The 24,075-nt window shown below is 60.3% G+C and carries 22 protein-coding genes; 8 read left to right on the top strand and 14 right to left on the bottom strand.

All coding sequences use genetic code 11. The annotated features are described in order from the left end of the window. Positions 1–89: 89 nt before the first annotated feature. From FQ187_RS14490 to FQ187_RS14450, 8 genes are all read right to left on the bottom strand, one after another. The gene (locus FQ187_RS14490; protein ID WP_129440564.1) at positions 90–719 is read right to left on the bottom strand and encodes a glutathione S-transferase; all 630 of its coding nucleotides are present in this window, start codon (positions 717–719) and stop codon (positions 90–92) included. A 192-nt stretch (positions 720–911) separates the two neighbouring features. After that, positions 912–1,091 (bottom strand): hypothetical protein, encoded by a 180-nt coding sequence (locus FQ187_RS14480; RefSeq protein ID WP_129440566.1) that lies wholly within the window; start codon positions 1,089–1,091, stop codon positions 912–914. Then, on the bottom strand, positions 1,088–2,218 hold the full coding sequence (locus FQ187_RS14475) for a PepSY domain-containing protein (RefSeq protein WP_149630008.1): 1,131 nt from the start codon (positions 2,216–2,218) through the stop codon (positions 1,088–1,090). The genes FQ187_RS14480 and FQ187_RS14475 overlap by 4 nt, the downstream gene beginning before the upstream one ends. A 72-nt stretch (positions 2,219–2,290) precedes the next feature. After that, positions 2,291–4,720 carry a TonB-dependent siderophore receptor gene (locus FQ187_RS14470; RefSeq protein ID WP_149630007.1) on the bottom strand — a complete coding sequence of 810 codons (2,430 nt, stop codon included), beginning with the start codon at positions 4,718–4,720 and terminating at the stop codon, positions 2,291–2,293. 116 nt (positions 4,721–4,836) lie between these two features. Further along, on the bottom strand, positions 4,837–5,808 hold the full coding sequence (locus FQ187_RS14465; protein ID WP_149630006.1) for a FecR domain-containing protein: 972 nt from the start codon (positions 5,806–5,808) through the stop codon (positions 4,837–4,839). After that, entirely contained in the window at positions 5,805–6,323 is a 519-nt protein-coding gene (locus tag FQ187_RS14460) for an RNA polymerase sigma factor (RefSeq protein WP_046052410.1), read from the bottom strand. Before FQ187_RS14460 ends, FQ187_RS14465 begins: the two co-directional genes overlap by 4 nt. A 151-nt stretch (positions 6,324–6,474) precedes the next feature. Beyond that, positions 6,475–7,182, bottom strand: a complete 708-nt coding sequence (locus FQ187_RS14455; protein ID WP_149630005.1) for a PolC-type DNA polymerase III — start codon at positions 7,180–7,182, stop codon at positions 6,475–6,477. Then, the gene (locus tag FQ187_RS14450) at positions 7,179–9,119 is read right to left on the bottom strand and encodes a putative nucleotidyltransferase substrate binding domain-containing protein (protein WP_149630004.1); all 1,941 of its coding nucleotides are present in this window, start codon (positions 9,117–9,119) and stop codon (positions 7,179–7,181) included. Before FQ187_RS14450 ends, FQ187_RS14455 begins: the two co-directional genes overlap by 4 nt. A gap of 253 nt (positions 9,120–9,372) precedes the next feature. On the opposite strand from FQ187_RS14450, the gene FQ187_RS14445 reads away from it, so the two are divergent. Continuing rightward, positions 9,373–9,819 carry a response regulator gene (locus tag FQ187_RS14445; RefSeq protein WP_149630003.1) on the top strand — a complete coding sequence of 149 codons (447 nt, stop codon included), beginning with the start codon at positions 9,373–9,375 and terminating at the stop codon, positions 9,817–9,819. Between the two features lie 70 nt (positions 9,820–9,889). Here the strand turns inward: FQ187_RS14445 and FQ187_RS14440 are convergent, their stop codons facing one another. After that, on the bottom strand, positions 9,890–12,067 hold the full coding sequence (locus tag FQ187_RS14440) for a malate synthase G (protein WP_149630002.1): 2,178 nt from the start codon (positions 12,065–12,067) through the stop codon (positions 9,890–9,892). Between the two features lie 477 nt (positions 12,068–12,544). Between FQ187_RS14440 and FQ187_RS14435 the strand changes: the two genes are divergently transcribed. After that, complete coding sequence (locus tag FQ187_RS14435) at positions 12,545–13,063, top strand: glycine cleavage system protein R (protein WP_007947710.1); 519 nt, start codon at positions 12,545–12,547, stop codon at positions 13,061–13,063. Positions 13,064–13,166: 103 nt separating this feature from the next. Here FQ187_RS14435 and rarD read toward each other — a convergent pair whose 3' ends face one another. From rarD to FQ187_RS14405, 5 genes are all read right to left on the bottom strand, one after another. Continuing rightward, positions 13,167–14,054 carry an EamA family transporter RarD gene (gene rarD, locus FQ187_RS14430; RefSeq protein ID WP_149630001.1) on the bottom strand — a complete coding sequence of 296 codons (888 nt, stop codon included), beginning with the start codon at positions 14,052–14,054 and terminating at the stop codon, positions 13,167–13,169. A gap of 176 nt (positions 14,055–14,230) precedes the next feature. Next, the gene (locus FQ187_RS14420; protein ID WP_129440587.1) at positions 14,231–15,205 is read right to left on the bottom strand and encodes a serine/threonine protein kinase; all 975 of its coding nucleotides are present in this window, start codon (positions 15,203–15,205) and stop codon (positions 14,231–14,233) included. A gap of 197 nt (positions 15,206–15,402) precedes the next feature. Further along, positions 15,403–17,304: a PhoX family phosphatase gene (locus FQ187_RS14415; protein ID WP_149630000.1), complete on the bottom strand. Its 1,902-nt coding sequence runs from the start codon at positions 17,302–17,304 to the stop codon at positions 15,403–15,405. A gap of 58 nt (positions 17,305–17,362) precedes the next feature. After that, positions 17,363–18,127: a TOBE domain-containing protein gene (locus FQ187_RS14410; protein WP_149629999.1), complete on the bottom strand. Its 765-nt coding sequence runs from the start codon at positions 18,125–18,127 to the stop codon at positions 17,363–17,365. A gap of 63 nt (positions 18,128–18,190) precedes the next feature. Further along, positions 18,191–18,931 (bottom strand): ComF family protein, encoded by a 741-nt coding sequence (locus FQ187_RS14405; protein WP_149629998.1) that lies wholly within the window; start codon positions 18,929–18,931, stop codon positions 18,191–18,193. A 92-nt stretch (positions 18,932–19,023) separates the two neighbouring features. Here FQ187_RS14405 and bioB point away from each other — a divergent pair, with 92 nt between their 5' ends. From bioB to FQ187_RS14375, 6 genes are all read left to right on the top strand, one after another. Continuing rightward, the gene (gene bioB / locus FQ187_RS14400) at positions 19,024–20,079 is read left to right on the top strand and encodes a biotin synthase BioB (protein ID WP_149629997.1); all 1,056 of its coding nucleotides are present in this window, start codon (positions 19,024–19,026) and stop codon (positions 20,077–20,079) included. A 186-nt stretch (positions 20,080–20,265) separates the two neighbouring features. Beyond that, entirely contained in the window at positions 20,266–21,444 is a 1,179-nt protein-coding gene (bioF, locus tag FQ187_RS14395) for an 8-amino-7-oxononanoate synthase (RefSeq protein WP_149629996.1), read from the top strand. Next, positions 21,437–22,168 carry an alpha/beta fold hydrolase gene (locus FQ187_RS14390; protein ID WP_149629995.1) on the top strand — a complete coding sequence of 244 codons (732 nt, stop codon included), beginning with the start codon at positions 21,437–21,439 and terminating at the stop codon, positions 22,166–22,168. The genes bioF and FQ187_RS14390 overlap by 8 nt, the downstream gene beginning before the upstream one ends. Then, positions 22,161–22,973, top strand: a complete 813-nt coding sequence (gene bioC / locus FQ187_RS14385; RefSeq protein WP_149629994.1) for a malonyl-ACP O-methyltransferase BioC — start codon at positions 22,161–22,163, stop codon at positions 22,971–22,973. Before FQ187_RS14390 ends, bioC begins: the two co-directional genes overlap by 8 nt. Then, complete coding sequence (gene bioD / locus FQ187_RS14380; protein WP_149629993.1) at positions 22,970–23,650, top strand: dethiobiotin synthase; 681 nt, start codon at positions 22,970–22,972, stop codon at positions 23,648–23,650. The genes bioC and bioD overlap by 4 nt, the downstream gene beginning before the upstream one ends. A gap of 120 nt (positions 23,651–23,770) precedes the next feature. Continuing rightward, a complete protein-coding gene (locus FQ187_RS14375) occupies positions 23,771–24,067 on the top strand; it encodes a pyrroloquinoline quinone biosynthesis protein PqqE (RefSeq protein WP_149629992.1) in 297 nt (98 codons plus the stop codon). The last annotated feature ends 8 nt before the right edge of the window (positions 24,068–24,075 follow it).

Raw genomic sequence — 24,075 nt, 5'->3', positions numbered from 1 at the left:
ACCTCCAGTGAACACAAAATTCGTGCACACAACCGATCAACTGTGGGAGCGGGCTTGCTCGCGAAGAGGCCCGGACAACCAGTGAAAATCTAAACCTTGGGCATCGTCGCCAGCATCGACGCCCGCTGACTCACCTCAAAGTACCAGTTCGCCAGCTTCGGATTCGTCGTGCGCCATTCCATATCCGGATGGCGCAAATCCAGGTAGCCCAACGCACAGGCAACACTGATCGCCGCCACATCGAAATGACTGGTCAGCTCGGCAATCGCGTCCACTTCCAGCAATGCCAGGCCGCGACGAATCTTCTCGCGTTGGCCATCGAGCCACGCGTCCCAGTGTTTTTCCGGGGCACGCAGTGCGACTTCATAACGAATCAGCACCGCAGCGTCCATGATCCCGTCGGCCAGGGAGGCCAGGGTCAGGCGCCGCCAGCGGGCCGAGCCGTTACGCGGTATCAGCGGATTTCCGACGTGCTGGTGGTCGAGGTAATCGAGGATCACCCGGCTGTCATGGATGACATTGCCATCGGCCAGGCGCAGGGCCGGGATTTTACCGAGCGGGTTGTCTTCGTTGAGCGTCAGGTCCGGGCTGACCGGTGTGAGCACGCAGTCTTGCAGCGCCACGCGGTCCTGTTGACCGGTTTCGTGCAGCAGCACCATGACTTTGCGAACGAAGGGCGACAACGGGTTGTGGAACAGGGTCATGCTGGGGGCGGACATGGCAGCGTCTCGGAGTGGGACAGTGCTGGGCAGCATAGCGCGTTGGTCCGATAGCTCAAGATCGAAGTAAATGCCTAACCCCTGTGGGAGCGGCGGTGCGGCGATCCGACTTGCTCGCGAAGGCGGTGTATCAGTCAACATTGATGCTGGCTGACACACCGCCTTCGCGAGCAAGCCCGCTCCCGCAGGTTTTTAGCGGCGTTGCAGCAGGCCGCGCAGGGCGAGGATTGCGGGAACGCCCAGGCCAAGCCAGCTCAGGGCGTCCCACACGCCATCCCCCAGTAACGCAGCAAACAAACCCGCCGCGCTGAGGAGGGCGATGACTGTAGGGGTGGAGAAGACCTTCCAGAAATTCGACTGCCTCGGCCTCATGCTGGACTCTGCGCGTTATCGAGCACAGGTTTCGCGGCCTTGCGCCGCACCACCCACAGGTAAACCCCGCTACCGAGCACGATGATGGTCAGCCCATCCAGCGTCGCCCAGAGGATCTTCATCGGCAGGCCGCCGTAATCACCGAAGTGCAACGGTTGGGACATGCCCATGGCGTCCATGTACCACGGGCGCTCGGCCACGGCGGTGACTTGCAGGGTGCTGGCGTCGATCAGCACCGGTGTCAGCAGGTGCGAGGTCAGGTGAGTGCTGCCTTTCATGAACACCGCGTAATGGTGTTCGCTGGAGAAGCGTGTGCCGGGGAAGGCGATGAAGTCCGGCTGCATGCCCGGTGCGACTTCCTTGGCGATGTCGAGCAAGCGGGTCGCGGGCGCCAGTTGTGTCAGTGGCGGCGCATCGCGGTACGGCGCGACCATCGCGCTCAGGCTGTCGTTGCGCCACGCGGCGATCAGCAGGTCGGCGCAGGCGCTGATGACGCCGGTGACGCCGACCACCAAGGCCCAGGTCAAAGTCACCACGCCGATCAAATTGTGCAGATCGAGCCAGCGCAGGCGGGCGGATTTGTCCTGGCGCACGGTGGCGAATTTCAAACGGCGCATGAACGGCAGGTACAACACCGTCCCGGACACAATCGCCACCAGGAACAGAAGGCCCATGAACGCCAGCAGCAACTTGCCCGGCAGACCGGCGAACATATCCACGTGCAGGCGCAACATGATCATCATGAAGCCGCCATTGGCCGATGGCATCTCCAGCGCTTCACCGGTGCGGGCGTCGAGCATGAAGGTGTGAGACGAGTTCGGTTCAGTGCCAGCGGTGGCCGCCATGATCGCAATCGCGGCATTGGGCTCGTCTTCATCGAAGCCGAAATATTGCATGACCTCGCCGGGCCGATGCTTTTCAGCCGCCTGCACCAACTGCTGCAAATTCAGCTGCGGGGTGTCCGCCGGCATTGCCTTCAATTCAGCGGCATCGCCCAGCAAGTGGTCGATCTCGTGATGGAAGATCAATGGTAGACCTGTCAGCGCGAGCATCAGCAGGAACACGGTGCAGATCAGGCTGGTCCAGGTGTGGACGAAGGACCAGCGGCGAATTGTTTTGCTTTTCATTTCATAGCCTTCAGAAATACCAAAGCCGTCCATGTCGGACAGCTCGGGTCTTGGGCGTGTCAGGTCAGGCCATTACCACTTGTAAGTGGCACTGGCGACGACGCTGCGTTGGTCGCCGTAGTAGCAGTAGAAGCTGTCGCACGTGGAGATGTAGTCCTTGTCGAACAGGTTGGTGGTGTTCAGTGCCAGGGAGGCGCCTTTGAGGCTGTTGTCCAGACGGCCCAGGTCGTAATGAACCGCGGCGTCGAACACGGTGTAGGCGTCAGCCTTGCCGAGCGAGGTATTGCCCTGATCGCCGTAGGTATTGCCGGTGTAGCGAGCGCCGGCGCCGATGCCGAAACCGTCCAGCACACCGTTGTGCCAGGTGTAATCGGCCCACAGCGAAGCCTGTTGGTTGGGCATCAGTTGCAGGCGATTGCCTTTGAAATCGCCTTTCTGCACTTCGGATTTGGCCAGGGTGTAGGCGGCGATGACCTTGAGGTTCTCGGTCACGTCGGAGACGGCTTCCAGTTCCAGGCCTTTGACTTTTACTTCACCGGTCTGGCTGGTGATCGAAACGCCGTTCGAGTTGGTCGTGGTGACGGAGACGTTTTTCTGGGTCAGGTCGTAGACCGCAGCAGTCAGCAGGGTGCTGCTGCCAGGCGGTTGGTACTTGATGCCCAGTTCCCACTGCTTGCCTTCAGTCGGTTTGAACGAATCGGTCGGCGATGCCGTGGCGTTGCTGGTCGGCTGGAACGACTCGGCGTAGGACAAGTAGGGCACGAAGCCCGAGTCGAAGACGTAGCTGATCGCCGCGTTGCCGCTGAAGTTCTTGTTCCGTTCGGTGTTGGTGGCATCGCCCTTGTTGAAGAACTTGGTGCTGGTGTGAACCCAGTCTTCACGACCACCCAGCGTCAGGCGCCATTGGTCGAGTGCCATCTGGTCCTGGACGTACAAACCGGTCTGGTAGGTCTTCTGGTCGTAATCGTAGAACGCCGCCGAGCGTGGCGGACGAACGATTGGCTGGCCATAGATCGGGTTGTTGACGTTGGTGGTCAGACCGTCACCGAAGATCGAGGTGTAGTGGGTGTTGGTGCGCTGATGATCGAGGCCGATCAACAGGGTGTGACGGATGTCGCCGGTCGCGAAGTCGCCCTGGAAGTTGTTGTCCACGGCGAACTGGCTGATGTCCTCGTCGACACTGGTGCTCGAGCGGCCAACGTTGCCGTCGGCATCGACCTGGGTGAACGGGTAGGCGCCGGGAGTGAGGGCCTGGAAGGACAGGTCCGATTTGGTGTAGCGCAGGTTCTGCTTGAACTGCCAGACATCATTCAAGCGATGTTCAAAGGCGTAGCCCAGTGCGTAATAGGTGCGGTCGTAGAATTCCCAGTCCGGGTCGCCGAGGTTTTTGTGATGGGAAATCTTGCCGAGCGGCGAATGGATCCTGGTGCCCTGCACCGGCAAGAACTGGCTGGTGATGCCGGTATCGTCGCGGGTGAACTGGGTGAGCAGGGTGAACCTGGTGTCTTCGTCGATGTTCCAGGTCAGGCTCGGCGCGATGTTGTAGCGCTTGTTGTCGACGTGGTCGATCTGCGTGCCGCTGTCGCGCACCACACCGCTCAAACCGTAGAGGAACTGGCCTTCGTCATCGATCTTGCCGGTGCTGGCGAAGTTGATCTGGCGATGGTTGTCACTGCCGTATTGCACCTGGATTTCATTGCTCGACTCGGCGCTGGGGCGACGGCTGACCATGTCCAGCAAGCCGCCTGGCGGGGTCTGGCCGTAAACCGACGAGGCCGGGCCGCGCAGCAGGGCGAGGCGGTCGAGGTTCCAGGTTTCCTGTTTCGGGTTGGCGTACACACCTTTTGGCAGTGGCAGGCCATCGAGGAATTGCGTCGGTTCGAAACCGCGCACACGCAACCAATCGGTTCGGGTGTCGCTGCCATAGCTGCTGGCGGTGATGCCCGGCATGTAGCGCACCGCGTCATCGAGGCTATGCACATTGCGGTCGTCCATTTGCTCGCGGGTGGCGATCGAAATCGAGCGCGGTGCTTCGACCAGTGCGGTGTCGGTCTTGGTGCCGGCGGCGGTGCGGGTCGCCAGGTAACCTTGCACCGGTCCCCAGGCACTTTCGGTGTTTTCCACGCCAATGACGGCGGTTTCCGGCAGGGCCATTACGCCTTCGGGCACGGCCACCAGGCTATAAGTGCCAGCGCTGCTTTGTTCCAGTTGCAAACCGGTGCCGCGCAAGGCTTCGCGCAGGGCGCCGGCTGCGTCGAACGGGCCTTTGACCGGCGCCGAGGTCTTGCCCGCTGCCAGTGAAGGATTCAACGACAGCGCCAGGCCGGCCTGGCTAGCGATCTGGTTCAGGGTGCTGGCCAATGGCGCGGCTGGCAGGTTGTAGGCGCGAACGCTGGACGCCTGTTCAGCGGCCATCAGCTGACTGCTGGCCAGAGGGGCACAAAGGGCAATGGCAATCGCCAGCAAACTGGGGCGCAACAAGGTGTCTAGCGAACGGGACATACAGCGGCTCCTGAATGAAAATATTTCTCAATTGCCTAGGTGCCGAACGAGAATTCAAATGTGATAGGGCTGATTGAAAATAATTTCGATTCAGTCAGTGATCGTTTGTGGCGCGATCACTTGATCTCAGTCTTCGCCGCCACGGTCACCCACCACGGCGTGTGCTGTTCGATCTGCACCGGCAGGGTCGGCAGCAGGGCGCTCAGGGCCAGATCGGTGTCGTGCAGCGGGAAGCTGCCGGTGATTCGCAGGTTGGCGATTTCTGGCGCAACGCCAAGATGTCCGTGTCGATAACGACCGAGTTCATGGACCAGGTCTTCCAGCCGTGTGTTGTCCACCACCAGCATGCCGCGGGTCCAGGCATCGGCGCCGAGGTTGAGCGCGACAATCGGCCCGAGGCCATTGTTGCACATCAGGACTTGCTGGCCTTCACGCAGAATCTGCTCTTCAGGACTCGACTCGGGATGGGCGGCCACCGCCGATTTCAGCACGCTCAGGCGCGTACCTTCTTCTTCACGCTTGACCAGGAACCTTGTCCCCAGTGCCCGCATGCTGCCTTCGCGGGTTTCGACGATAAACGGCCGGGCGTCGCCATGGCCGGTTTCGACGAGGATTTCCCCTTCCTGAAGGATGATCAGACGTTGTTTTTCATCGAAACGCACATCCACGGCACTGTGGGTGTTGAGGTTGATCAGCGTGCCGTCGGTCAGGCGCAGGGTGCGTTGCTCACCGGTGGCGGTGCGCTGGTCGGCCAGCCAATAGTCGATCGGCAGATAACGATCACCTGCGACCAACGCCAACCCGATCACCGCGACGATACTGGCCACGCCGCTGCCGAGTTTGCGCACACGCCGGCGAATGCTTTCGCGCGATTGCAGTAAAGCAGTGCGAGCCGGGCCGCTGGCAACGCTGAAGCGCTGGTCGAGCATGCCCAGTTGGCGCCAGGCCCGCGCATGTTCTTCGTGGGCGGCGTGCCACTTGGCGAACTCTTCGCGCTCCACCGGGTTGCCGGAGTCCAGGGACAACTGCCAGGCAATCGCAGCATCCAGCACTTGCGCCGAGACGGGTTTGGAGCTGACTGGACTCATACCGGCTCCCCGTACAACGCGATGTAGCACTGACGAATGCCTTGGGCCAGGTACTGACGCACCCGCGGCACTGACACGCCCAGGCGCTCGGCGATTTCGGCGTGGCCGAGGCCGTCGAGACGGTTATAGAGAAACGCCGCCCGGGCTTTGCTTGAGAGCTTGCCGAGCAGGCGGTCGATGGCTTTGAGGTCTTCGAGGATCAGTTGCTGTTCCTCCACCGACGGTTGTTCACCTGCGGGGATCAGCATCAGTTCAGTGAGGTAGGCCTGTTCCAGCGCGGCGCGGCGGAAATAGTCGAACAGCAGACCCTTGGCAATTGCCACCAGAAACGCGCGTGGCTCACGCGGCTCCTTCAGTTCTTCACGACCCAGCAAACGCACAAAAGTGTCCTGACTCAGGTCTTCGGCTCGTTGTGGACAGGCCACATTGCGTCGCAGCCAGGCCAATAGCCAACCGCGATGGTCGCGATACAACGCACCAACGAGCTCACTTTGAGGGCTTTGGACTGACGACACGCAGCATCACCGATTGGGAAGTGTTAACTAACGAGAATTGTTCGCGATTGTGGCAGAGGCGGGGGAGGTAAGCAATTGGCGCTGGTCGGGTGGCCGCGTCATCGTTCATCGCCGCACCGCCGCGATGGCGGCGGAACAGGCGTCGAAAAACTTAAAAGGAGGGCGCTCGCTGTCGCCGCTTCCACTGATTCATCCGCTGCTGCAGATTCAACGGGCTATGAATCTGCATCTGCCGCGCCCGGCTGAACAGAATCAACGCCAGTTCAGCGGTGGCCAATGCATCGGCACTGGCATTGTGGCGCTCGAACACTTCCAGTTTGAACCAGTCGATCCACTGATCCAGCCCGGCATCGCGAATGTGAGCCTGAGGGCAAAGCAGCGGCGCGATATCAGCCACATCCAGAAACGGATGCTGCAACTTGTAGCCCAGATGATCTTTCAAGGCGCGCCCGAGCATGTGCTGATCGAACGGCGCATGAAACGCCAGCACCGGGCTGTCGCCAACAAACTCCATGAACTCGACCAGGGCCTGAGCAGGATCGCTGCCCGCGGCAATCGCACTCGGCCCCAGGCCATGGATCAACACACTGGGAGCCAACTTCATGTCGGCGCATTGCAACGTGCGTTCGAACTGCTGGCTGAAGTCGATCGCCCCGTCCTCGATCACCACCGCGCCGATGGACAGCACCCGATCCTTGTTCAGGTTCAATCCAGTGGTTTCCAGGTCGAGCACCACCCAGCGCTGTTCGCGCAGGCTGCATTCGCCCAGCTCTGCCGCCGAAGGCAAGCGTTGCAGACGTTGTTGGAGTTCGCCGGGAAGGCTGGGACCTGCCGGGCGCAGCCATGAAAACAGGCTCATAGCTGATACCGCAGGGCCAGGCTGCTTTGCAGGCGTTGTGCCTGGCGCAGGGATTCACGCAGGATCCGTCGATCCAGATGATTGAGGCTGTCTGGATCGACCCGGTTGGAGTAGGGCAAGTTCTCCCGAGTCTGTAGCTGATGTTGCTGCATGCGGGCTTGCTGGATGAAGTGATAGGCCTCTTCGTACGCTGCACCGTCCAGCCGTTCGATGACTTCTTTGTCCACCAGTTGGCGAAAGCGCTCTAGCGTGTTGTTCGCCCGGACCCCATGGGCCAACGCGAGCAGTCGGGCACCGTCGACAAACGGCGTCAGCCCCTGGACTTTCAAATCCAGGGTGGCTTTCTCGCCATTCTTGCGAGCCAGTACGAACTCACGGAAACGTCCTACGGGCGGACGGTTGCGCAGGGCGTTCTCGGCCATCATCCGTTGGAACAGTCGGTTGTCATTCACTTGATCGAGAATGCCCTGACGCAGCTGCTCGCAGCCTTGCTCGTCGCCCCAGACCACCCGCAAGTCGAAATAAATGCTCGAACCCAACAGGTTTTCCGGCGTTGCCTCGCGGATAAACGCCGCAAAACGTCGCGACCATTCGGCCCGGGACAGACACAGCTCCGGGTTGCCGGCCATGATGTTGCCCTTGCACAGGGTGAAGCCGCAAAGCGCCAGACTCTGATTGATCTGCTGGGCAATGGGCAGCAATTTGCCGCGAATCTCGGCGGCGTGGGCCGCGTCCCGGGCTTCGAACAGAATGCCGTTGTCCTGATCGGTGTGCAGCGTCTGTTCGCGGCGGCCTTCGCTACCGAAGCACAGCCAGCTGAACGCAATGCCGGGGTCGCCTTTCTCGGCGAGGGTCAGTTCGATCACCCGGCACACGGTGTGGTCGTTGAGCAGGGTGATGATGTGCGTGATCTGGGTTGAAGAGGCACCGTGGGCCAGCATGCGCTCCACCAGTTGGCCGATCTCGCCGCGCATCGCGACCAGATTTTCCACCTTCTGGGCGCTGCGAATGGTCCGCGCCAGGTGCACCAGATCGACCCGCTGCAGGGAAAACAAATCACGTTCCGAGACCACGCCGCACAGGCGATGATCCTTGACCAGACAGACGTGGGCGATGTGCCGCTCGGTCATGGCAATCGCCGCATCGAAGGCGCTGTGGTCCGGCGACAGGAAAAACGGCGCCTGGGTCATGTGGCGCTCGATGGCTTCGTTGAAATCGTTAGTGCCGGCGGCCACCACGTGGCGCAGGTCGCGCAGGGTGAAAATCCCCAGCGGCGCTTTATGTTCGTCGACCACCACAATGCTGCCGACCTGCTGCTCATGCATCAGGGTCACGGCTTCACGCAGTGGCGTGGTCGGACTGCAGGTCACCGGATGGCGCATGGCCAATTCGCCCAGGCGGGTATTGAGCGAGTACTGGGTGCCGAGGGTTTCCACGGCTTTTTGCTGGACTTGCTGATTGACCTGATCCAGCAGGCTGCTCACGCCGCGTAGGGCAAAGTCGCGAAACGCGTTGGAAAGCGCGAACAGTTTGATGAACGCCAGCTTGTTCAGCTGTAGGCAAAAGGTGTCTTCGGCCGCGAGGTGTTCGGTGCGGGTTTCACGCTCCCCCAGCAGCGCGGCGAGGGGGAAACACTCGCCGGTGGTGATTTCGAAGGTGGTTTCGGTCCCACCCTTAGCCGTGTGGGGACGCTCACCCACGACCCGGCCTTGTTTGACGATGTAGAAATGTTCAACCGGGCCGTCGGCGGGCTTGATGATGCTCTCGCCAGGGGCATAAAAACGCAGCTGACATTGCTCGACCAGGTACGCCAGGTGGGCGTGTTCTATTTGATTGAAGGGCGGGAAACGCTGAAGGAATTGCAAAGTGCCCTGGATGTTCTGCAACACCGCGGTTTTCCCTGCCTGTGTGAAGGCGTCCGCTTTACTCATAACCATTACCGCAGTCTTTTTTGAATTGTTGTTGTCGGATGACTCAGCCATGGTCGGCCCCTGCGCGGAGGGTGCCCATTGGACGTAAGTCTAGGTAGGCAGTACGGATGTCGGTATTTGGGAAATGTCTGACGCAACTGTGGGAAAAACCTCCTACATTGGCTATAGGAAACTTTTCCGACGAAGTGCACATTGAAGGTCTGCTTAGCGATGTCTGACGGATGAGCTAGGGAATAGAAATGAAAACGTAGAGTAAGCCATGTCCGACCACGATATTTTGAGTGACGCCGAGCGCAAGGCGCTGAGCGACGTCATGCTGGAACCTGACCTGCCGCCGCAGCGGGTGCTGATCGTCGACGACGATAAAGACGCGCGTGAGTTGCTGTCGGAAATTCTGGCGCTGGACGGGGTGCGCTGCATGACTGCCGCCAGTGGCGAAACTGCACTCAAGATGTTGGAGACGATGCCATCGATTGGCCTGGTGATTACCGATCTGCGGATGGGAAATGTTGATGGCCTGGACCTGATCCGTCAGGTTCGTGAGTCGGTTCGGGCGGCATTGCCGATCATCATCGTTTCCGGTGACGCTGACGTAAAAGATGCGATCGCTGCAATGCATTTGAGCGTGGTCGACTTCCTGCTCAAGCCTGTCGATACCGGCAAGCTGTTGGCGCTGGTCAAGCATGAGTTGGGAATGGATGTGTAGGTACCGATTTGAAGCAAAAAAGCCCTGATCTTTCGATCAGGGCTTTTTTTTGCCCGGCGTCAGCGCTTAGTTACAGGCCATTGGCAGCCTTGAACTCGCGGCGGCGACGGTGCAGAACCGGCTCGGTGTAGCCGTTCGGCTGCTTCGTGCCTTCGACCACCAGTTCGACCGCCGCCTGGAAGGCGATGTTGCTGTCGAAGTTCGGTGACAGCGGGCGATACAGCGGGTCATTGGCGTTCTGACGGTCAACCACCGGCGCCATGCGCTTGAGGCTTTCCATGACCTGATCTTCGGTGACGATGCCGTGACGCAGCCAGTTGGCGATGTGCTGGCTGGAAATACGCAGCGTCGCACGGTCTTCCATCAGGCCGACGTCATTGATGTCCGGCACTTTCGAACAGCCCACGCCCTGGTCGATCCAGCGCACCACGTAACCGAGAATGCCCTGGGCGTTGTTGTCCAGTTCGTTCTTGATTTGTTCTGCAGTCCAGTCTGGTTTGACGGCTAGCGGGATGGTCAGGATGTCATCCACCGAAGCGCGCGCACGTTTGGCCAGTTCGGCCTGGCGGGTGAACACATCGACCTTGTGGTAGTGCAGCGCGTGCAGCGCGGCGGCGGTCGGTGATGGAACCCAGGCAGTATTGGCACCGGCCATCGGGTGAGCGATTTTCTGTTCGAGCATCGCAGCCATCAGGTCGGGCATGGCCCACATGCCTTTACCGATCTGCGCGCGACCTTGCAGGCCGGTGCTCAAGCCGATATCGACGTTCCAGTTCTCGTAGGCGCCGATCCACTTCTCAGCCTTCATGTCTGCCTTGCGCACCATCGGGCCGGCTTCCATGGAGGTGTGGATTTCATCGCCAGTGCGGTCGAGGAAACCGGTGTTGATGAACACTACACGCTCGCTGGCCGCCTTGATGCAGGCCTTGAGGTTGACCGTGGTACGGCGCTCCTCGTCCATGATCCCGACTTTCAGCGTGTTACGTGGCAAGCCGAGTACTTCTTCGATGCGACCGAACAGCTCGTTGGTGAACGCCGCTTCTTCCGGGCCATGCATCTTCGGCTTCACGATGTAGACCGAGCCGGTACGGCTGTTCTTGCGCGAGTTGTTGCCGTTGAGGCTGTGGATGGCCGCGAGGCTGGTGACCAGACCGTCGAGGATGCCTTCCGGCACTTCGTTGCCGTCTTCATCGAGGATCGCGTCGATGGTCATCAGGTGACCGACGTTACGCACGAACAATAGCGAGCGACCGTGCAGGCTCAATTCGCTGCCATCGAGGGCGGTGTAGGTGCGGTCGGCGTTCATGGTGCGGGTAAAAGTCTGACCGCCCTTGGAGACTTCTTCCGACAGATTGCCCTTCATCAGGCCGAGCCAGTTGCGGTAGATCACCACTTTGTCATCGGCATCGACGGCAGCGACGGAATCTTCGCAGTCCATGATGGTGGTCAGCGCGGCTTCCATCAGGATGTCTTTGAGGCCGGCAGCATCGGTCTGGCCGACCGGGGTGCTGGCGTCGACCTGGATTTCGAAGTGCAGGCCGTTGTTTTTCAGCAGGATCGCGGTCGGTGCGGCTGCATCGCCGTGGAAACCGATCAACTGTGCATCATTGCGCAGGCCGGTATTGCTACCGCCTTTGAGGGCGACCACCAGTTTGCCGTCAACGATCTTGTAGCCGGTGGAATCGACGTGAGTGCCGGCAGCCAATGGTGCTGCTTCGTCGAGGAAGGCACGGGCGAAGGCGATGACCTTGTTGCCGCGAACCTTGTTGTAACCTTTGCCTTTTTGCGCGCCGTCAGCTTCGCTGATGGCATCGGTGCCGTAGAGCGCGTCATACAGCGAACCCCAGCGGGCGTTCGAGGCATTGAGTGCGAAACGGGCGTTCATCACCGGAACCACAAGCTGTGGACCGGCCATGCGGGCGATTTCGTCATCGACGTTTTGCGTCGTTGCCTGGAAATCGGCCGCTTCTGGCAGCAGATAACCGATGTTTTGCAGGAAGGCTTTATAAGCCACAGCGTCGTGCGCCTGACCGGCACGGGATTGGTGCCAGCCATCGATACGAGCCTGGAAATCATCGCGTTTGGCGAGTAGGGCTTTGTTCTTCGGCGCCAGGTCATGAATGACCTTGTCGGCGCCGGCCCAGAACTTATCGGCGGTGAGGCCGGTACCGGGAATGGCTTCGTTGTTCACGAAGTCGAACAGGACTTTGGCGACCTGCAGGCCACCGACTTGAACGTGTTCAGTCATTGCTTGCCTCACTCTGCTCAGCTATTTCGCTTTTCAGCTCTTCAATTTAACAATGAAGCCTCTGGCATTTAAACCACAAACCTTTTGACCAGTACATGCCATTGCGGGCGGCTGGGTTATGACCAATCAACGGCGTTGAGGCCTTGCTGACGGGGCTTTCAGGGTTGTGGCTGCACCTGCGGCAGACATCGATCCAGCGTTATGTAGTGCGCGCTGCGGCATACTACATGATGAATTGCGCTTGTGAAAATCAGACTAATTACGTCGTTCTGCGACGCTATGACGCATTGCGGTCACGTCGGGGTACGGGATGTTCTCAAAAAACTATTGGATTGTTCCAGTTAAATATAAAAACTTGTACACATAATCTTCATTGCCCTGCTATGGGGCTTTGGTTTTCTGAGACGCCGAGCCGATTCCCGGCCCTTGCCTATACTTGCTTTTCTATAACAAAAGTCATGACAAGAGGGCTGCGCCATGGACCACCTCGTACTCACTGTATTCGCTCCGGACAAGCCAGGGCAGGTCGAGCGCATTGCCCAATGCATCGCCGAGCACGGCGGCAACTGGCTGGAGAGCCGCATGTCGCGCATGGCCGGGCAGTTCGCCGGGATTCTTCGGGTGGGCGTGCCTGCCGAGGCCTACGATGAATTGGTGGATGCCCTGCAGGCGTTGTCCGCCCATGGCATTCGCGTGCTGATTGCCGAAAGCGGCATCGAGCAATCCTGCACCTGGAAACCGATTGCCATGGAATTGGTGGGCAATGACCGCCCGGGGATCGTACGCGACATCACCCGTCTGCTGAGCGAGCAGGGCGTGAATCTGGAAAGGTTGGTCACCGAGGTACGTCCGGCGCCGATGAGCAGCGAGCCTTTGTTCCACGCTGAAGCGATTCTGGCAGTGCCGCTGACGTTGTCCCTGGACGTGCTGCAATCGCGCCTGGAAACCCTGGCGGATGATTTGATGGTGGAATTGGTGCTGCGCAGTGAACCCTGAAAAGGTTATCCAGGTTATACGTGCACCTGCCTGTGGATAACCTGTAGAGACAGCCCGCCAGGCCACGATAGCCGTGGCCTGCAGAGGTTGGTGTGTTTTTTGATCAGTTGCGACGGCGCAGACTTATCCACGCGTCGACGCTGTAAACCGCCAGGCCTGCCCAGATAAAGATGAACGCTACCAGTGTGCTCGACGACAAATGTTCACCAAACAGCAGAACGGCCTGCAACAGCACCAGCGTCGGCGCCAGGTACTGGAGAAATCCCAACGTCGTGTAGGGCAAATGCCTTGCAGCGGCGTTGAAACACACCAGCGGCACCAGCGTCACCGGACCGGCGGCCACCAACCACCAGGCTTCGGACGTGGTCCAGAATTCGGCTTGAGCGCTGGTCGCGGTGGGGTTGAACAGCAACCACGCGACGGCAATCGGCACCAGCATCCAGGTTTCCACCACCAGACCCGGCAGCGCCTTGACCGGTGCCTGCTTGCGGATCAATCCGTAGAAACCGAAGGTCAGCGCCAACACTAACGACACCCACGGCAGACTGCCGACTTGCCAGACCTGCTGCGCGACGCCGGTCGCCGCCAGGCCAACCGCCAGCCATTGCAGGCGCCGCAGTCGCTCGCCAAGGATCAGCATGCCCAACAGCACGTTCACCAGCGGGTTGATGTAGTAACCGAGACTGGCTTCGAGCATGCGGCCGTTGTTCACCGACCAGACGTAGGTCAGCCAGTTGGCCGCGATCAGCGTGCCGCTCAGGGCCAGGATCGCCAGGCGTTTCGGGTTGTCACGCAACTCGCGCCACCAGCCCGGATGTTTCCACACCATCAGCAGCAAGGCGCCGAACAGAGCGGACCAGAGCACTCGGTGGATGATGATCTCCACGGCGGGCACGTTGGCGATGGCTTTGAAGTAGAGCGGGAAAAGTCCCCAGATGATGTAGGCGCTCAGGCCCAGGATGTACCCGCGACGCGGGTTGGCAGCTTGCATGCAGAATCCTTGCTTAGGCAGCTAACAAAGAGGGGATTGTAAGGATATTTGCAGGAACGGTCGCGGACCAATGTGGGAGCGGGTTTGCTCGCGAAGACGGTGCAACATTCAACATTGATGTCGACTGCCAGGCCGCCTTCGCGAGCAAGCCCGCTCCCACAGGGGATCTGTGTTCGTCAGAAGAGCTTTAATGGCTCTTCGTTGAGCGCAGCCAATTGCTCCCGCAACGCCAACACCTGATCCCCCCAATACCGCTCCGTACCAAACCACGGAAAACTGTGCGGGAACGCCGGGTCGTCCCAGCGGCGGGCGAGCCAGGCGCTGTAGTGCATCAGGCGCAAGGCGCGCAGCGGTTCGATCAACGCCAGTTCCCGCGGATCGAAGTCGTGGAACTCACTGTAGCCGTCCATCAATTCCGACAACTGACCGAGACATTCCTGACGATCACCCGCCAGCATCATCCAGATGTCCTGCACCGCCGGGCCCATGCGGCAGTCGTCGAGGTCGACGATGTGGAACATCTCGTCGCGGCACATCATGTTGCCGGGATGGCAGTCGCCGTGCATGCGGATGTTCTTGTGCGGCGTAACGTTGTAGACCTCTTCCACACGCTTGAGCAGGTCGCGGGCCACGGACTCGTAGGCGGGCAGCAGGCTTTTGGGTACGAAATTGCCTTCGAGCAATGTCGTCAGCGAGTCATGACCGAAGTTCTTCACACCCAGCGCTTCACGGTGTTCGAACGGTTTTGTAGTGCCGACGGCGTGCAGGCGACCGAGCAGTTGCCCCAGGCGATACAGCTGATCGAGATTACCGGGCTCCGGCGCACGGCCACCACGGCGGGGGAACAGGGTGAAGCGGAAACCGTTGTGTTCGTGCAGGCTGGCACCGTTGTGAATCATCGGCGCGACCACCGGCACGTCGCACTCGGCGAGTTCGAAGGTGAATTGATGCTCTTCGAGAATCGCTTCGTTGGTCCAGCGCTGCGGACGGTAGAACTTGGCGATCAATGGCTCGGAGTCTTCGATGCCGACCTGATAGACACGGTTCTCGTAGCTGTTGAGCGCCAGAATGCGCGCGTCGCTGAGAAAGCCGATGCTTTCGACGGCATCGAGCACGAGGTCTGGGGTGAGGGTTGCAAACGGGTGGGCCATGCTGACTCCTGCGCGCAGCAGGCTGCCGCGTCCGGCCAAGCATGGTAGCGCAGACGGGGAGGCTTTAGTGGCTGGACTTGAGATGAGTGTTGTCTGGGCTGACGCCTTCGCGAGCAAGCCCGCTCCCACATTTAACCGAGTTCTCCCAGAAGAATACGGTCGAATGTGGGAGCGGGCTTGCTCGCGAAGAGGCCCGATCAGGCGCCGACGATCCCGCCATCTTCCCTGGAAATCGCCATCACCGAAGACCGCGGCTTGCCATTCGGCAGATGCTCAGGGAACGTCGACCCGCCGTTTTCCCCCGGATGCTGAATCCCGACAAACAAGGTCTTCTGATCCGGCGAGAAGCTGATCCCCGTCACCTCGCAGCCCACCGGTCCGACCATGAAGCGACGAATTTCCCCGGTGACCGGATCAGCGCAGAGCATCTGATTGTTGCCCATGCCCGCGAAGTCGCCGGCGTTGCTCGAATCGCCATCGGTGAGAATCCACAACCTTCCGGCCTTGTCGAAACCCAACCCATCCGGGCTGTTGAACATGTTTTGCGGTGTGATGTTCGACGAACCGCCCTTCGGCGTGCCTGCGTGGGCGCCCGGGTTGCCCGCGACCACAAACAGATCCCAGGCAAAGCTTTTCGAGCCGTGATCGTCACGGTCGGTGCGCCAACGCAAAATCTGCCCGTAGACGTTCTTCTCGCGCGGGTTCGGCCCGCCCACTGGTTGCCCGTCCTCGCCACGCTTGGCGTTGTTGGTCAGCGTGCAATAGACCTGGCCATCCTTGGGGCTGACGACGATCCATTCCGGACGGTCCATGCGCGTAGCTTTCACCACGCTGGCCGCGAGGCGCGCGTGAATCAGCACTTGGCCCTGATCGGCAAAACCGCTGCTGGCGTCGATGCCGTTTTTACCGTGGGTCAGTTCGATCCATTCGCCCTGGCCTTTTGGGTGATCGGCATTGCCGTCGCCCGCGTCGAAGCGCGCCACGTACAAGGTGCCGTGGTCCAGCAGGTCGCGGTTGGCCTTGGGGTTTTTGTGATTGATCTTGTCGCGGCTGACGAATTTGTAGATGAACTCGCCGCGCTCGTCGTCGCCCATGTACACCACGGCGTGACCGTCATTGGTTTCGGCAAGGGCGGCATTTTCATGTTTGAAGCGGCCCAACGCGGTGCGTTTGACCGGCGTCGACTGCGGGTCGAACGGGTCGATTTCCACCACCCAACCGTGACGGTTGAGTTCATTGGGGTTTTTCGCCAGGTCGAAGCGCTCGTCGTATGGGTGCCAGTTGATCTCTTTGCTGGCCGCCACCGCGCCGTAGCGTTTCTGCGCGGCGTCGAACTTTTGTTCGGCATTGCTGCTGCCGAAGCAATCGGTGAAGTTCTCTTCGCAGGTCAGATACGTGCCCCACGGCGTCTTGCCGTTGGCGCAGTTCTGGAAGGTGCCCAGGACGTTCTTGCCATGTGGGTCGGCACTGGTTTTCAGCAGTTCGTGGCCGGCGGCCGGGCCGCTCAGACTGATCGGCGCGTTGCCGTGAATGCGCCGGTTGTAGCGCGAGCCCTGGACGAAATGCCACTGGCCGCTCTTGTGCTGCACCTCGATCACCGACACGCCTTCGCAGGCCAAGGCCTTGCGTACCTCTTCGGCCGACTGCGGCATGCCGCCGTGGGCGTAGAGGTAGCGATAGTTGGTGTATTCGTTGTTGATCGCCATCAGCGCCCGATTTTTATCATCGGGAAACTCGAACAGGCTCATGCCGTCGTTGTTGTCGCCGAACTGGACTTCCTGATGTTCGGCCGTGCCGTTGCCACTTGGGTCGAACGCCGGGCCGTTCTTCTGCAGGGGCTGTCCCCAACTGATCAATACCGAGGATTTGTAGCCAGGCGGCAGGGTAATGGCGTCGCTGGTGGCGGCGGGAATACTGTCAAAACCCAACAGTTTGCTGGAGCCGGCGCTGACGCTGGCAGCCAGCACGCTGCGGCTCAGCAGGTTGCCGCCCATGAACATCGCTGCACCGCAAAGGGCGCCAGCGCTGATGAAGCCTCGGCGGCTGAGGCCGACCATTTTCTCGAGGTCGGTGGATTGGTTGTCTTCTAATAGGTTCACATCAGGCTCCCTGCGGGTTTTTGCAGTCACCTTAAGGCGCGTTAATGACGCTTATGTTTCAGAGCGGTGTACCAAGCAAAACGTTGGATGGCGCGAATTGCACCAGCACCAGTTTATCGGCGGCCAGACCGAGGGTCCTCAAGTGCAGCGGTTCGGCCAGCGCGCAGAGTGTCTGGCCGTTGGGCAGGCCGATTCGAACTTCACTGGGGCCGTCCTCGGCGTGGAGAATTTCTTCGATGATGCCCTTCAGGCAATTATTGCCGGGTGTTGCCACTTGATCGATGCCCAGCAACTCCAGCCAACCGGCCTTGATCAGTGCGACCACTTCGGTGCCGGTTTCGAGGTCCAGACGCAGGGTACTGTCGTGAGTGATCTGCGCATCGATGCTCAAGCCTTCGGCCAATTCCAGACGAATACGGTCGTTGTGCCCTTGGTTATCAATCGCCACGACCTTGCCATGCAGTTGATTGCGCGCGCTGGTTCTGAGCATCAGTCGGCCGAGCAGGTCGAGATCGCTGGCATCTTCGGCGGCTTCCAGCACCTGAGCCTGCAAGGCTTGCAACTTTTGATACAGGCGCAATACGCGCTCGCCTTCGCTGGAGAGTTTGGCACCGCCGCCGCCCTTGCCACCGACACTGCGCTCCACCAACGGTTTTTGCGCGAGGTTGTTCAGCTCGTCGATGGCGTCCCAGGCCGCTTTGTAACTCAGGCCCGCGCTTTTCGCGGCGCGGGTGATCGAGCCCTGTTCGGCGATGTGTTGCAGCAACGCGATGCGCTGCGGACGACGGACAATGTGCTGGGACAACAACGTAGGCAAGGACATGGCTAGACGCTTTGGGCTGTGGCGATGGGAAGGACGTTGGCGGCTTGGGGCTCGGGAGTCAAGTCAGGGCGCATCGCCCGGTTTGGGTGTGCGGGCCAGACAATAGACGTCGACACGTGCGGCGCCGGCGTCCATCAGCAGGCGAGCCAGGGCCTGGGCCGTGGCGCCGGTGGTCAGTACGTCATCCACTAGCGCCAGGTGACGACCGTTGATGAAAGCATCGGGTGCCAGAGCGAAGGCGTTGCGCAGGTTCTTTTTGCGGGCCTCGGCATTCAGGTCCTGTTGTGCGCTGGTGTCCTGAATCCTCAGCAACAGCGTTTCATCGCAGGGAATGTCGAGGCTGGTGCTGAGCCAGCGGGCGAGCATCGCGGCCTGGTTGAATCCCCGTTTACGCAGTCGTTTGGAGGTCAGCGGAACCGGGATGAGCGCGTCGGGTTGATTCAGGTCTTCATCGAAGCGATGTTGCAGGAATTGAGCGAGAAGTTCGGCAAGCAGGCGGCCAAATGGCCACTTCGCAGAATGCTTGAAGCGCGTGATCAACGTGTCCACCGGAAAGCTGTAAGTCCAGGGCGTAGCGACCCGTTCAAAGGCTGGCGGTTGTTTCAGGCATTGGCCGCAGGTCAGGCCGGCAGTGGGCAACGGCAGGGCGCAGGTTTGGCATTGATCGCCAAGCCAGGGCAACTCCGTTTCACAGGCCATGCAGATGGGCGTGCTGTCATCGGCGGGTTCTGCACAGAGCAAGCAGGGTTGGTTGTTTTTTAACCAGATGTAAACCGGTCCTTCGTATCGTGGTTGACAGCGCATGAGTCTTCCTTAAATATGCCGAACATCCGTGTCGCGTCTGTGGGTATTCCATTCCCCAGCCGCTTGCCAAGCATAAAACAAAGGAAACGCCCATGAGCGCCAGCACCACTGCAACCCTGCGTCATGACTGGTCTTTGGCCGAAGTCAAAGCACTCTTCGTTCAGCCATTCAACGACCTGTTGTTCCAGGCGCAGACGGTGCACCGCGCGCATTTCGACGCCAATCGGGTCCAGGTGTCGACGCTGCTGTCGATCAAAACCGGTGCCTGCCCGGAAGATTGCAAATATTGTCCGCAGTCCGGTCACTACAACACCGGCCTGGAAAAAGAAAAACTGATGGAAGTGCAGAAGGTCCTCGAAGAGGCCGCTCGCGCCAAGGCCATCGGTTCGACCCGTTTCTGCATGGGCGCGGCATGGAAACATCCGTCGGCCAAAGACATGCCTTACGTGCTGGAAATGGTCAAAGGCGTGAAAGCCATGGGCCTGGAAACCTGCATGACCCTCGGTCGCCTTGATCAGGACCAGACCGTCGCTCTGGCTGACGCCGGCCTCGACTACTACAACCACAACCTGGATACCTCGCCTGAGTTCTACGGCAGCATCATCACCACCCGCACTTACAGCGAGCGCCTGCAAACGCTGGCCTACGTGCGTGAGTCCGGGATGAAGATCTGCTCCGGCGGCATTCTCGGCATGGGCGAGTCGCTTGATGATCGCGCCAATCTGCTGATCCAGCTGGCCAACCTGCCGGAGCACCCGGAGTCGGTGCCGATCAACATGCTGGTGAAAGTCGCCGGAACGCCGCTGGAAAATGCCGACGATATCGACCCGTTCGACTTCATCCGCATGCTCGCTGTCGCACGTATCCTGATGCCGCAATCCCACGTGCGCCTGTCCGCCGGCCGCGAAGCGATGAACGAGCAGATGCAGGCCCTGGCGTTCTTCGCCGGCGCGAACTCGATTTTCTACGGCGATAAGCTGCTGACCACCGCCAACCCGCAGGCCGACAAGGACATGCAACTGTTCGGGCGCTTGGGGATCCTGCCGGAAGCGCGCGAAGAGCACGCTGACGAAGTCCACCAGGCAGCGATCGAACAAGCGCTGGTTGAGCAGAAGAGCAGCGAGCAGTTCTATAACGCTGCAATCTGATCCGACACAAATCGAGTGTGGGAGCGGCGGTGCGACGATTCGACTTGCTCGCGAAAGCGGCGGCACAGTCGACATCAACGTTGAATGTCAGTCCGTCTTCGCGAGCAAGTCGAATCGTCGCACCGCCGCTCCCACATTGGATTGTGCCCAACCTTGGATTATGTAATCTGACTGCCCGAGGCCTGCATGTCTTTCGATCTCGCCGCACGCCTTGCTGCCCGTCGTGCCGAAAATCTCTACCGCCAACGCCCATTACTCGAAAGCCCCCAAGGCCCGGAAGTGGTGGTCGATGGTCAGCCGTTGCTGGCGTTCTGTAACAACGACTACCTGGGCCTGGCCAATCACCCGCAAGTGATCGAAGCCTGGCGCGCCGGTGCGGCCCGTTGGGGCGTCGGTGGCGGGGCGTCGCATTTGGTCATTGGGCACAGCAGCCCGCATCACGCGCTGGAAGAGGCTTTGGCCGATTTCACCGGTCGCCCGCGCGCGCTGTTGTTCACCACCGGTTACATGGCCAACCTAGGCGCAGTCACCGCGCTGGTCGGGCAGGGCGATACGGTGCTGGAAGACCGGCTCAATCACGCGTCCCTGCTGGATGCAGGTCTGTTGTCCGGTGCGCGCTTCAATCGCTATCTGCACAACGACGCGGCGAGTCTGGCCAAGCGTCTTGAGAAGGCGACCGGCAATACCCTGGTGGTCACCGACGGTGTGTTCAGCATGGACGGCGATATCGCCGACCTGCCGGCGTTGGCTCGGGAAGCCAAGGCCAAAGGTGCATGGTTGATGGTCGATGACGCTCACGGCTTTGGCCCGCTGGGCGCCAATGGCGGCGGGATCGTCGAGCATTTCGGTCTGAGTCAGGAAGATGTGCCGGTTTTGGTCGGCACTCTCGGCAAGGCATTCGGAACGGCCGGGGCTTTTGTCGCCGGCAGCGAGGAGCTGATCGAGAGCCTGATCCAGTTCGCCCGTCCCTACATTTACACCACCAGCCAGCCGCCGGCGCTGGCCTGCGCGACGCTGAAAAGCCTCGAATTGCTGCGCACTGAACACTGGCGTCGTGAGCATCTGAAGATGCTCATTGCCCAATTCCGCCACGGTGCCGAACAGATCGGCCTGGAGTTGATGGACAGCTTCACGCCGATCCAGCCGATCATGATCGGTGATGCCGGGCGCGCGGTTCGACTGTCGCAGATGCTGCGTGAGCGCGGTCTGATGGTCACTGCGATCCGTCCACCGACCGTGCCCGCCGGCAGCGCCCGACTGCGTGTGACCCTGACTGCCGCGCACAGCGAGGCGCAGGTACAGCTATTGTTAAATGGACTGGCCGATTGTTTTCAACAACTGGGACCGGAGCCAAGCCATGCGTGATCGTCTGATTCTGCTGCCCGGCTGGGGCCTCGGTATTTCTCCCCTGGAGCCCTTGGCGGCGGCGTTACAAGGACTGGATGAACACTTGCGGGTCGAGATCGAGCCGTTGCCGGAACTGGAATCGAGCGATCTTGAAGAGTGGCTTGATGAGCTGGACTCGACGTTGCCTCAGGACGCCTGGCTCGGCGGCTGGTCGCTCGGCGGCATGCTCGCTTCAGAGTTGGCGGCCCGGCGCGGCGATCGCTGCTGCGGCTTGCTGACGCTGGCGAGCAATCCTTCTTTTGTCGCCCATGAGCAATGGCCGAGTGCGATGCCTGCCGAAACCTTCGATGCGTTTCTGGCCGGTTGCAAGGCCGATCCTCGCATGACGTTGAAGCGTTTTTCACTGCTCTGCGCTCTGGGTGCCGAAGACCCGCGCGGGTTGTCTCGGCTGTTGCTCGGTGGCGCGCCACTCACTTCGGCAGAGGTATTGATGAACGGCCTGGAGTTGCTCGCACAACTGGATACCCGCCAGGCTTTGCAGGCGTTTCGCGGCCCGCAACTGCACTTGTTCGCCGGCCTCGACGGGCTGGTTCCAGCCGAAGCGGCGGGGGATCTGCTGACGTTGCTGCCGGATGTTGAAATCGGTCTGATCGAGCAGGCCAGTCACGCGTTTCTTCTGGAAGACCCTCACTGTGTGGCGGGGGCAATTCAGGCCTTTTTGCATGAGTCCGGTGATGACTGATTTATCCTTTCCCAACCTCCCCGGCGGTTTGCCCGACAAACGCCAGGTGGCGGCATCTTTTTCCCGGGCGGCGGCCAGCTACGACAGCGTGGCCGAATTTCAGCGCGATGTTGGCAGTGAATTGTCGAGTCGTTTGCCGGAGGACTTCGTGCCGGGTGTGTGGCTGGATCTGGGCTGCGGTACCGGGCATTTCAGCCGTGCATTGGGCGAGCGATTTCCTGCAAGTCACGGACTGGCACTGGACATCGCCGAAGGCATGCTCAATCACGCCCGGCCGTTGGGTGGTGCAACGCATTTCATCGCTGGCGATGCCGAGCGGTTGCCGTTTCAGGATTCGACCTGCGATCTGATCTTCTCCAGCCTGGCGGTGCAATGGTGCGCTGACTTCGCTTCGGTGCTCAGTGAAGCAAATCGCGTATTGAAACCTGGCGGAATTTTCGCGTTTGCTAGTCTGTGCGTGGGCACGTTGTTTGAGCTGCGTGACAGCTGGCGTCAGGTGGATGGCATGGTGCACGTCAACCGCTTCCGCGAGTTCGGGGTTTATCAACAGCTTTGCGCGGACAGTGGTTTGAGCGTCGCGAGTCTGGAAACCCGACCGCACGTGTTGCATTACCCGGATGTGCGCAGCCTGACCCATGAACTCAAGGCACTGGGAGCCCACAACTTGAACCCCGGTCGGCCGGGTGGTTTGACCGGCAGGGCGCGGATCCTCGGATTGATCGAGGCGTATGAGCAGTTTCGTCAGGCCGAAGGATTGCCGGCGACTTATCAAGTGGTCTACGCCGTGTTGGAGAAACCCTTATGAGCGCAGCCTATTTCATCACCGGCACTGACACCGATGTCGGCAAGACCACCATTGCCGCAGGTTTACTGTATGCCGCGCGGTCGGCCGGTTTAAGCACGGCGGCGGGCAAGCCGGTCGCCTCCGGTTGCGATGTGACGCCCAAGGGCTTGCGCAACGCCGATGCGTTGGCGTTGCTGGCGGAGTGCTCGGTGCCTTTGACTTATGCACAGGTCAACCCTGTGGCGTTTGAGCCGCCGATCGCACCGCATCTGGCAGCGCGGGAGGCTGGCGTGGCATTGACGGTGCAATCACTGTTGACGCCCATGCAGGAAATTCTCGATATGCAAGCGGATTTCACCTTGATCGAAGGTGCGGGGGGCTGGCGAGTGCCTTTGGCGGATCAGGACAATCTGTCGGACCTGGCGATGGCGCTGGATCTGCCGGTGATCCTGGTGGTGGGGGTGCGCCTGGGTTGCATCAACCATGCGCTGCTGACGGCCGAGGCGATTGCTCAGGACGGTTTGCAGTTGGCGGGGTGGGTGGCCAATATCATCGATCCGAAGACTTCGCGTCTGGAAGAAAACCTTGCGACACTCGCTGAGCGGATCCCGGCACCGTGCTTGGGGCGTGTGCCGAAACTCAAGTTGGTGACGGCTGAAGCGGTGGCGGAGCATCTGCAACTGGATCTACTGGACTGAGTTTTCTGGCGGGGGTTTTAACTATGACGAGGCACTGTGCCATTAGTGTTTTTGTCGGGCCTTTTGTCAGTGGGTCTGCTTCAATGGCCGCTGTTGATCCTTTGTAGGACGAGTTCTCCCATGGAAATCTCAGGAAACACCGCTTTTTATGCCGGTCTGAGCACTATTCAGACAGGGCAGAACCGTGTCGATCAGGCCTCTGGCCAGATCGCCAACACGACGATCGAGCGTTCGGTGACCAGCCAGTCTTCCGAGGCTCAGGTTGATCGTCTGCGCTCGGTAGATCGCAGTCAGCAGTCGGACCTGGCCAGCAATATGGTCGAGATGGCTCAGGGCAAGCTGCAGGTTGAACTGGGTGCCAAAGTCGCCAAGGCATCCGATGAAGTGCTCGGCACGCTGATTGATACCTTCGCCTGATCCCTAGC

It is taken from the genome of Pseudomonas sp. ANT_J28 (genome assembly GCF_008370005.1).
Lineage (GTDB): Bacteria > Pseudomonadota > Gammaproteobacteria > Pseudomonadales > Pseudomonadaceae > Aquipseudomonas > Aquipseudomonas frigoris.
The sequence above is the reverse complement of the archived record's forward strand: the minus strand, read 5'-3'. Positions and strand labels throughout refer to the sequence as shown.

Excerpts from the sequence above, each read along its gene's own strand:
- FQ187_RS14490 (WP_129440564.1), bottom strand. The coding sequence starts at position 719 with ATGTCCGCCCCCAGCATGACCCTGTTCCACAACCCGTTGTCGCCCTTC.
- FQ187_RS14480 (WP_129440566.1), bottom strand. The coding sequence starts at position 1,091 with ATGAGGCCGAGGCAGTCGAATTTCTGGAAGGTCTTCTCCACCCCTACA.
- FQ187_RS14475 (WP_149630008.1), bottom strand. The coding sequence starts at position 2,218 with ATGAAAAGCAAAACAATTCGCCGCTGGTCCTTCGTCCACACCTGGACC.
- FQ187_RS14470 (WP_149630007.1), bottom strand. The coding sequence starts at position 4,720 with ATGTCCCGTTCGCTAGACACCTTGTTGCGCCCCAGTTTGCTGGCGATT.
- FQ187_RS14465 (WP_149630006.1), bottom strand. The coding sequence starts at position 5,808 with ATGAGTCCAGTCAGCTCCAAACCCGTCTCGGCGCAAGTGCTGGATGCT.
- FQ187_RS14455 (WP_149630005.1), bottom strand. The coding sequence starts at position 7,182 with ATGAGCCTGTTTTCATGGCTGCGCCCGGCAGGTCCCAGCCTTCCCGGC.
- FQ187_RS14450 (WP_149630004.1), bottom strand. The coding sequence starts at position 9,119 with ATGGTTATGAGTAAAGCGGACGCCTTCACACAGGCAGGGAAAACCGCG.
- FQ187_RS14445 (WP_149630003.1), top strand. The coding sequence starts at position 9,373 with ATGTCCGACCACGATATTTTGAGTGACGCCGAGCGCAAGGCGCTGAGC.
- FQ187_RS14440 (WP_149630002.1), bottom strand. The coding sequence starts at position 12,067 with ATGACTGAACACGTTCAAGTCGGTGGCCTGCAGGTCGCCAAAGTCCTG.
- FQ187_RS14435 (WP_007947710.1), top strand. The coding sequence starts at position 12,545 with ATGGACCACCTCGTACTCACTGTATTCGCTCCGGACAAGCCAGGGCAG.
- rarD (WP_149630001.1), bottom strand. The coding sequence starts at position 14,054 with ATGCAAGCTGCCAACCCGCGTCGCGGGTACATCCTGGGCCTGAGCGCC.
- FQ187_RS14420 (WP_129440587.1), bottom strand. The coding sequence starts at position 15,205 with ATGGCCCACCCGTTTGCAACCCTCACCCCAGACCTCGTGCTCGATGCC.
- FQ187_RS14410 (WP_149629999.1), bottom strand. The coding sequence starts at position 18,127 with ATGTCCTTGCCTACGTTGTTGTCCCAGCACATTGTCCGTCGTCCGCAG.
- FQ187_RS14405 (WP_149629998.1), bottom strand. The coding sequence starts at position 18,931 with ATGCGCTGTCAACCACGATACGAAGGACCGGTTTACATCTGGTTAAAA.
- bioB (WP_149629997.1), top strand. The coding sequence starts at position 19,024 with ATGAGCGCCAGCACCACTGCAACCCTGCGTCATGACTGGTCTTTGGCC.
- bioF (WP_149629996.1), top strand. The coding sequence starts at position 20,266 with ATGTCTTTCGATCTCGCCGCACGCCTTGCTGCCCGTCGTGCCGAAAAT.
- FQ187_RS14390 (WP_149629995.1), top strand. The coding sequence starts at position 21,437 with ATGCGTGATCGTCTGATTCTGCTGCCCGGCTGGGGCCTCGGTATTTCT.
- bioC (WP_149629994.1), top strand. The coding sequence starts at position 22,161 with ATGACTGATTTATCCTTTCCCAACCTCCCCGGCGGTTTGCCCGACAAA.
- bioD (WP_149629993.1), top strand. The coding sequence starts at position 22,970 with ATGAGCGCAGCCTATTTCATCACCGGCACTGACACCGATGTCGGCAAG.
- FQ187_RS14375 (WP_149629992.1), top strand. The coding sequence starts at position 23,771 with ATGGAAATCTCAGGAAACACCGCTTTTTATGCCGGTCTGAGCACTATT.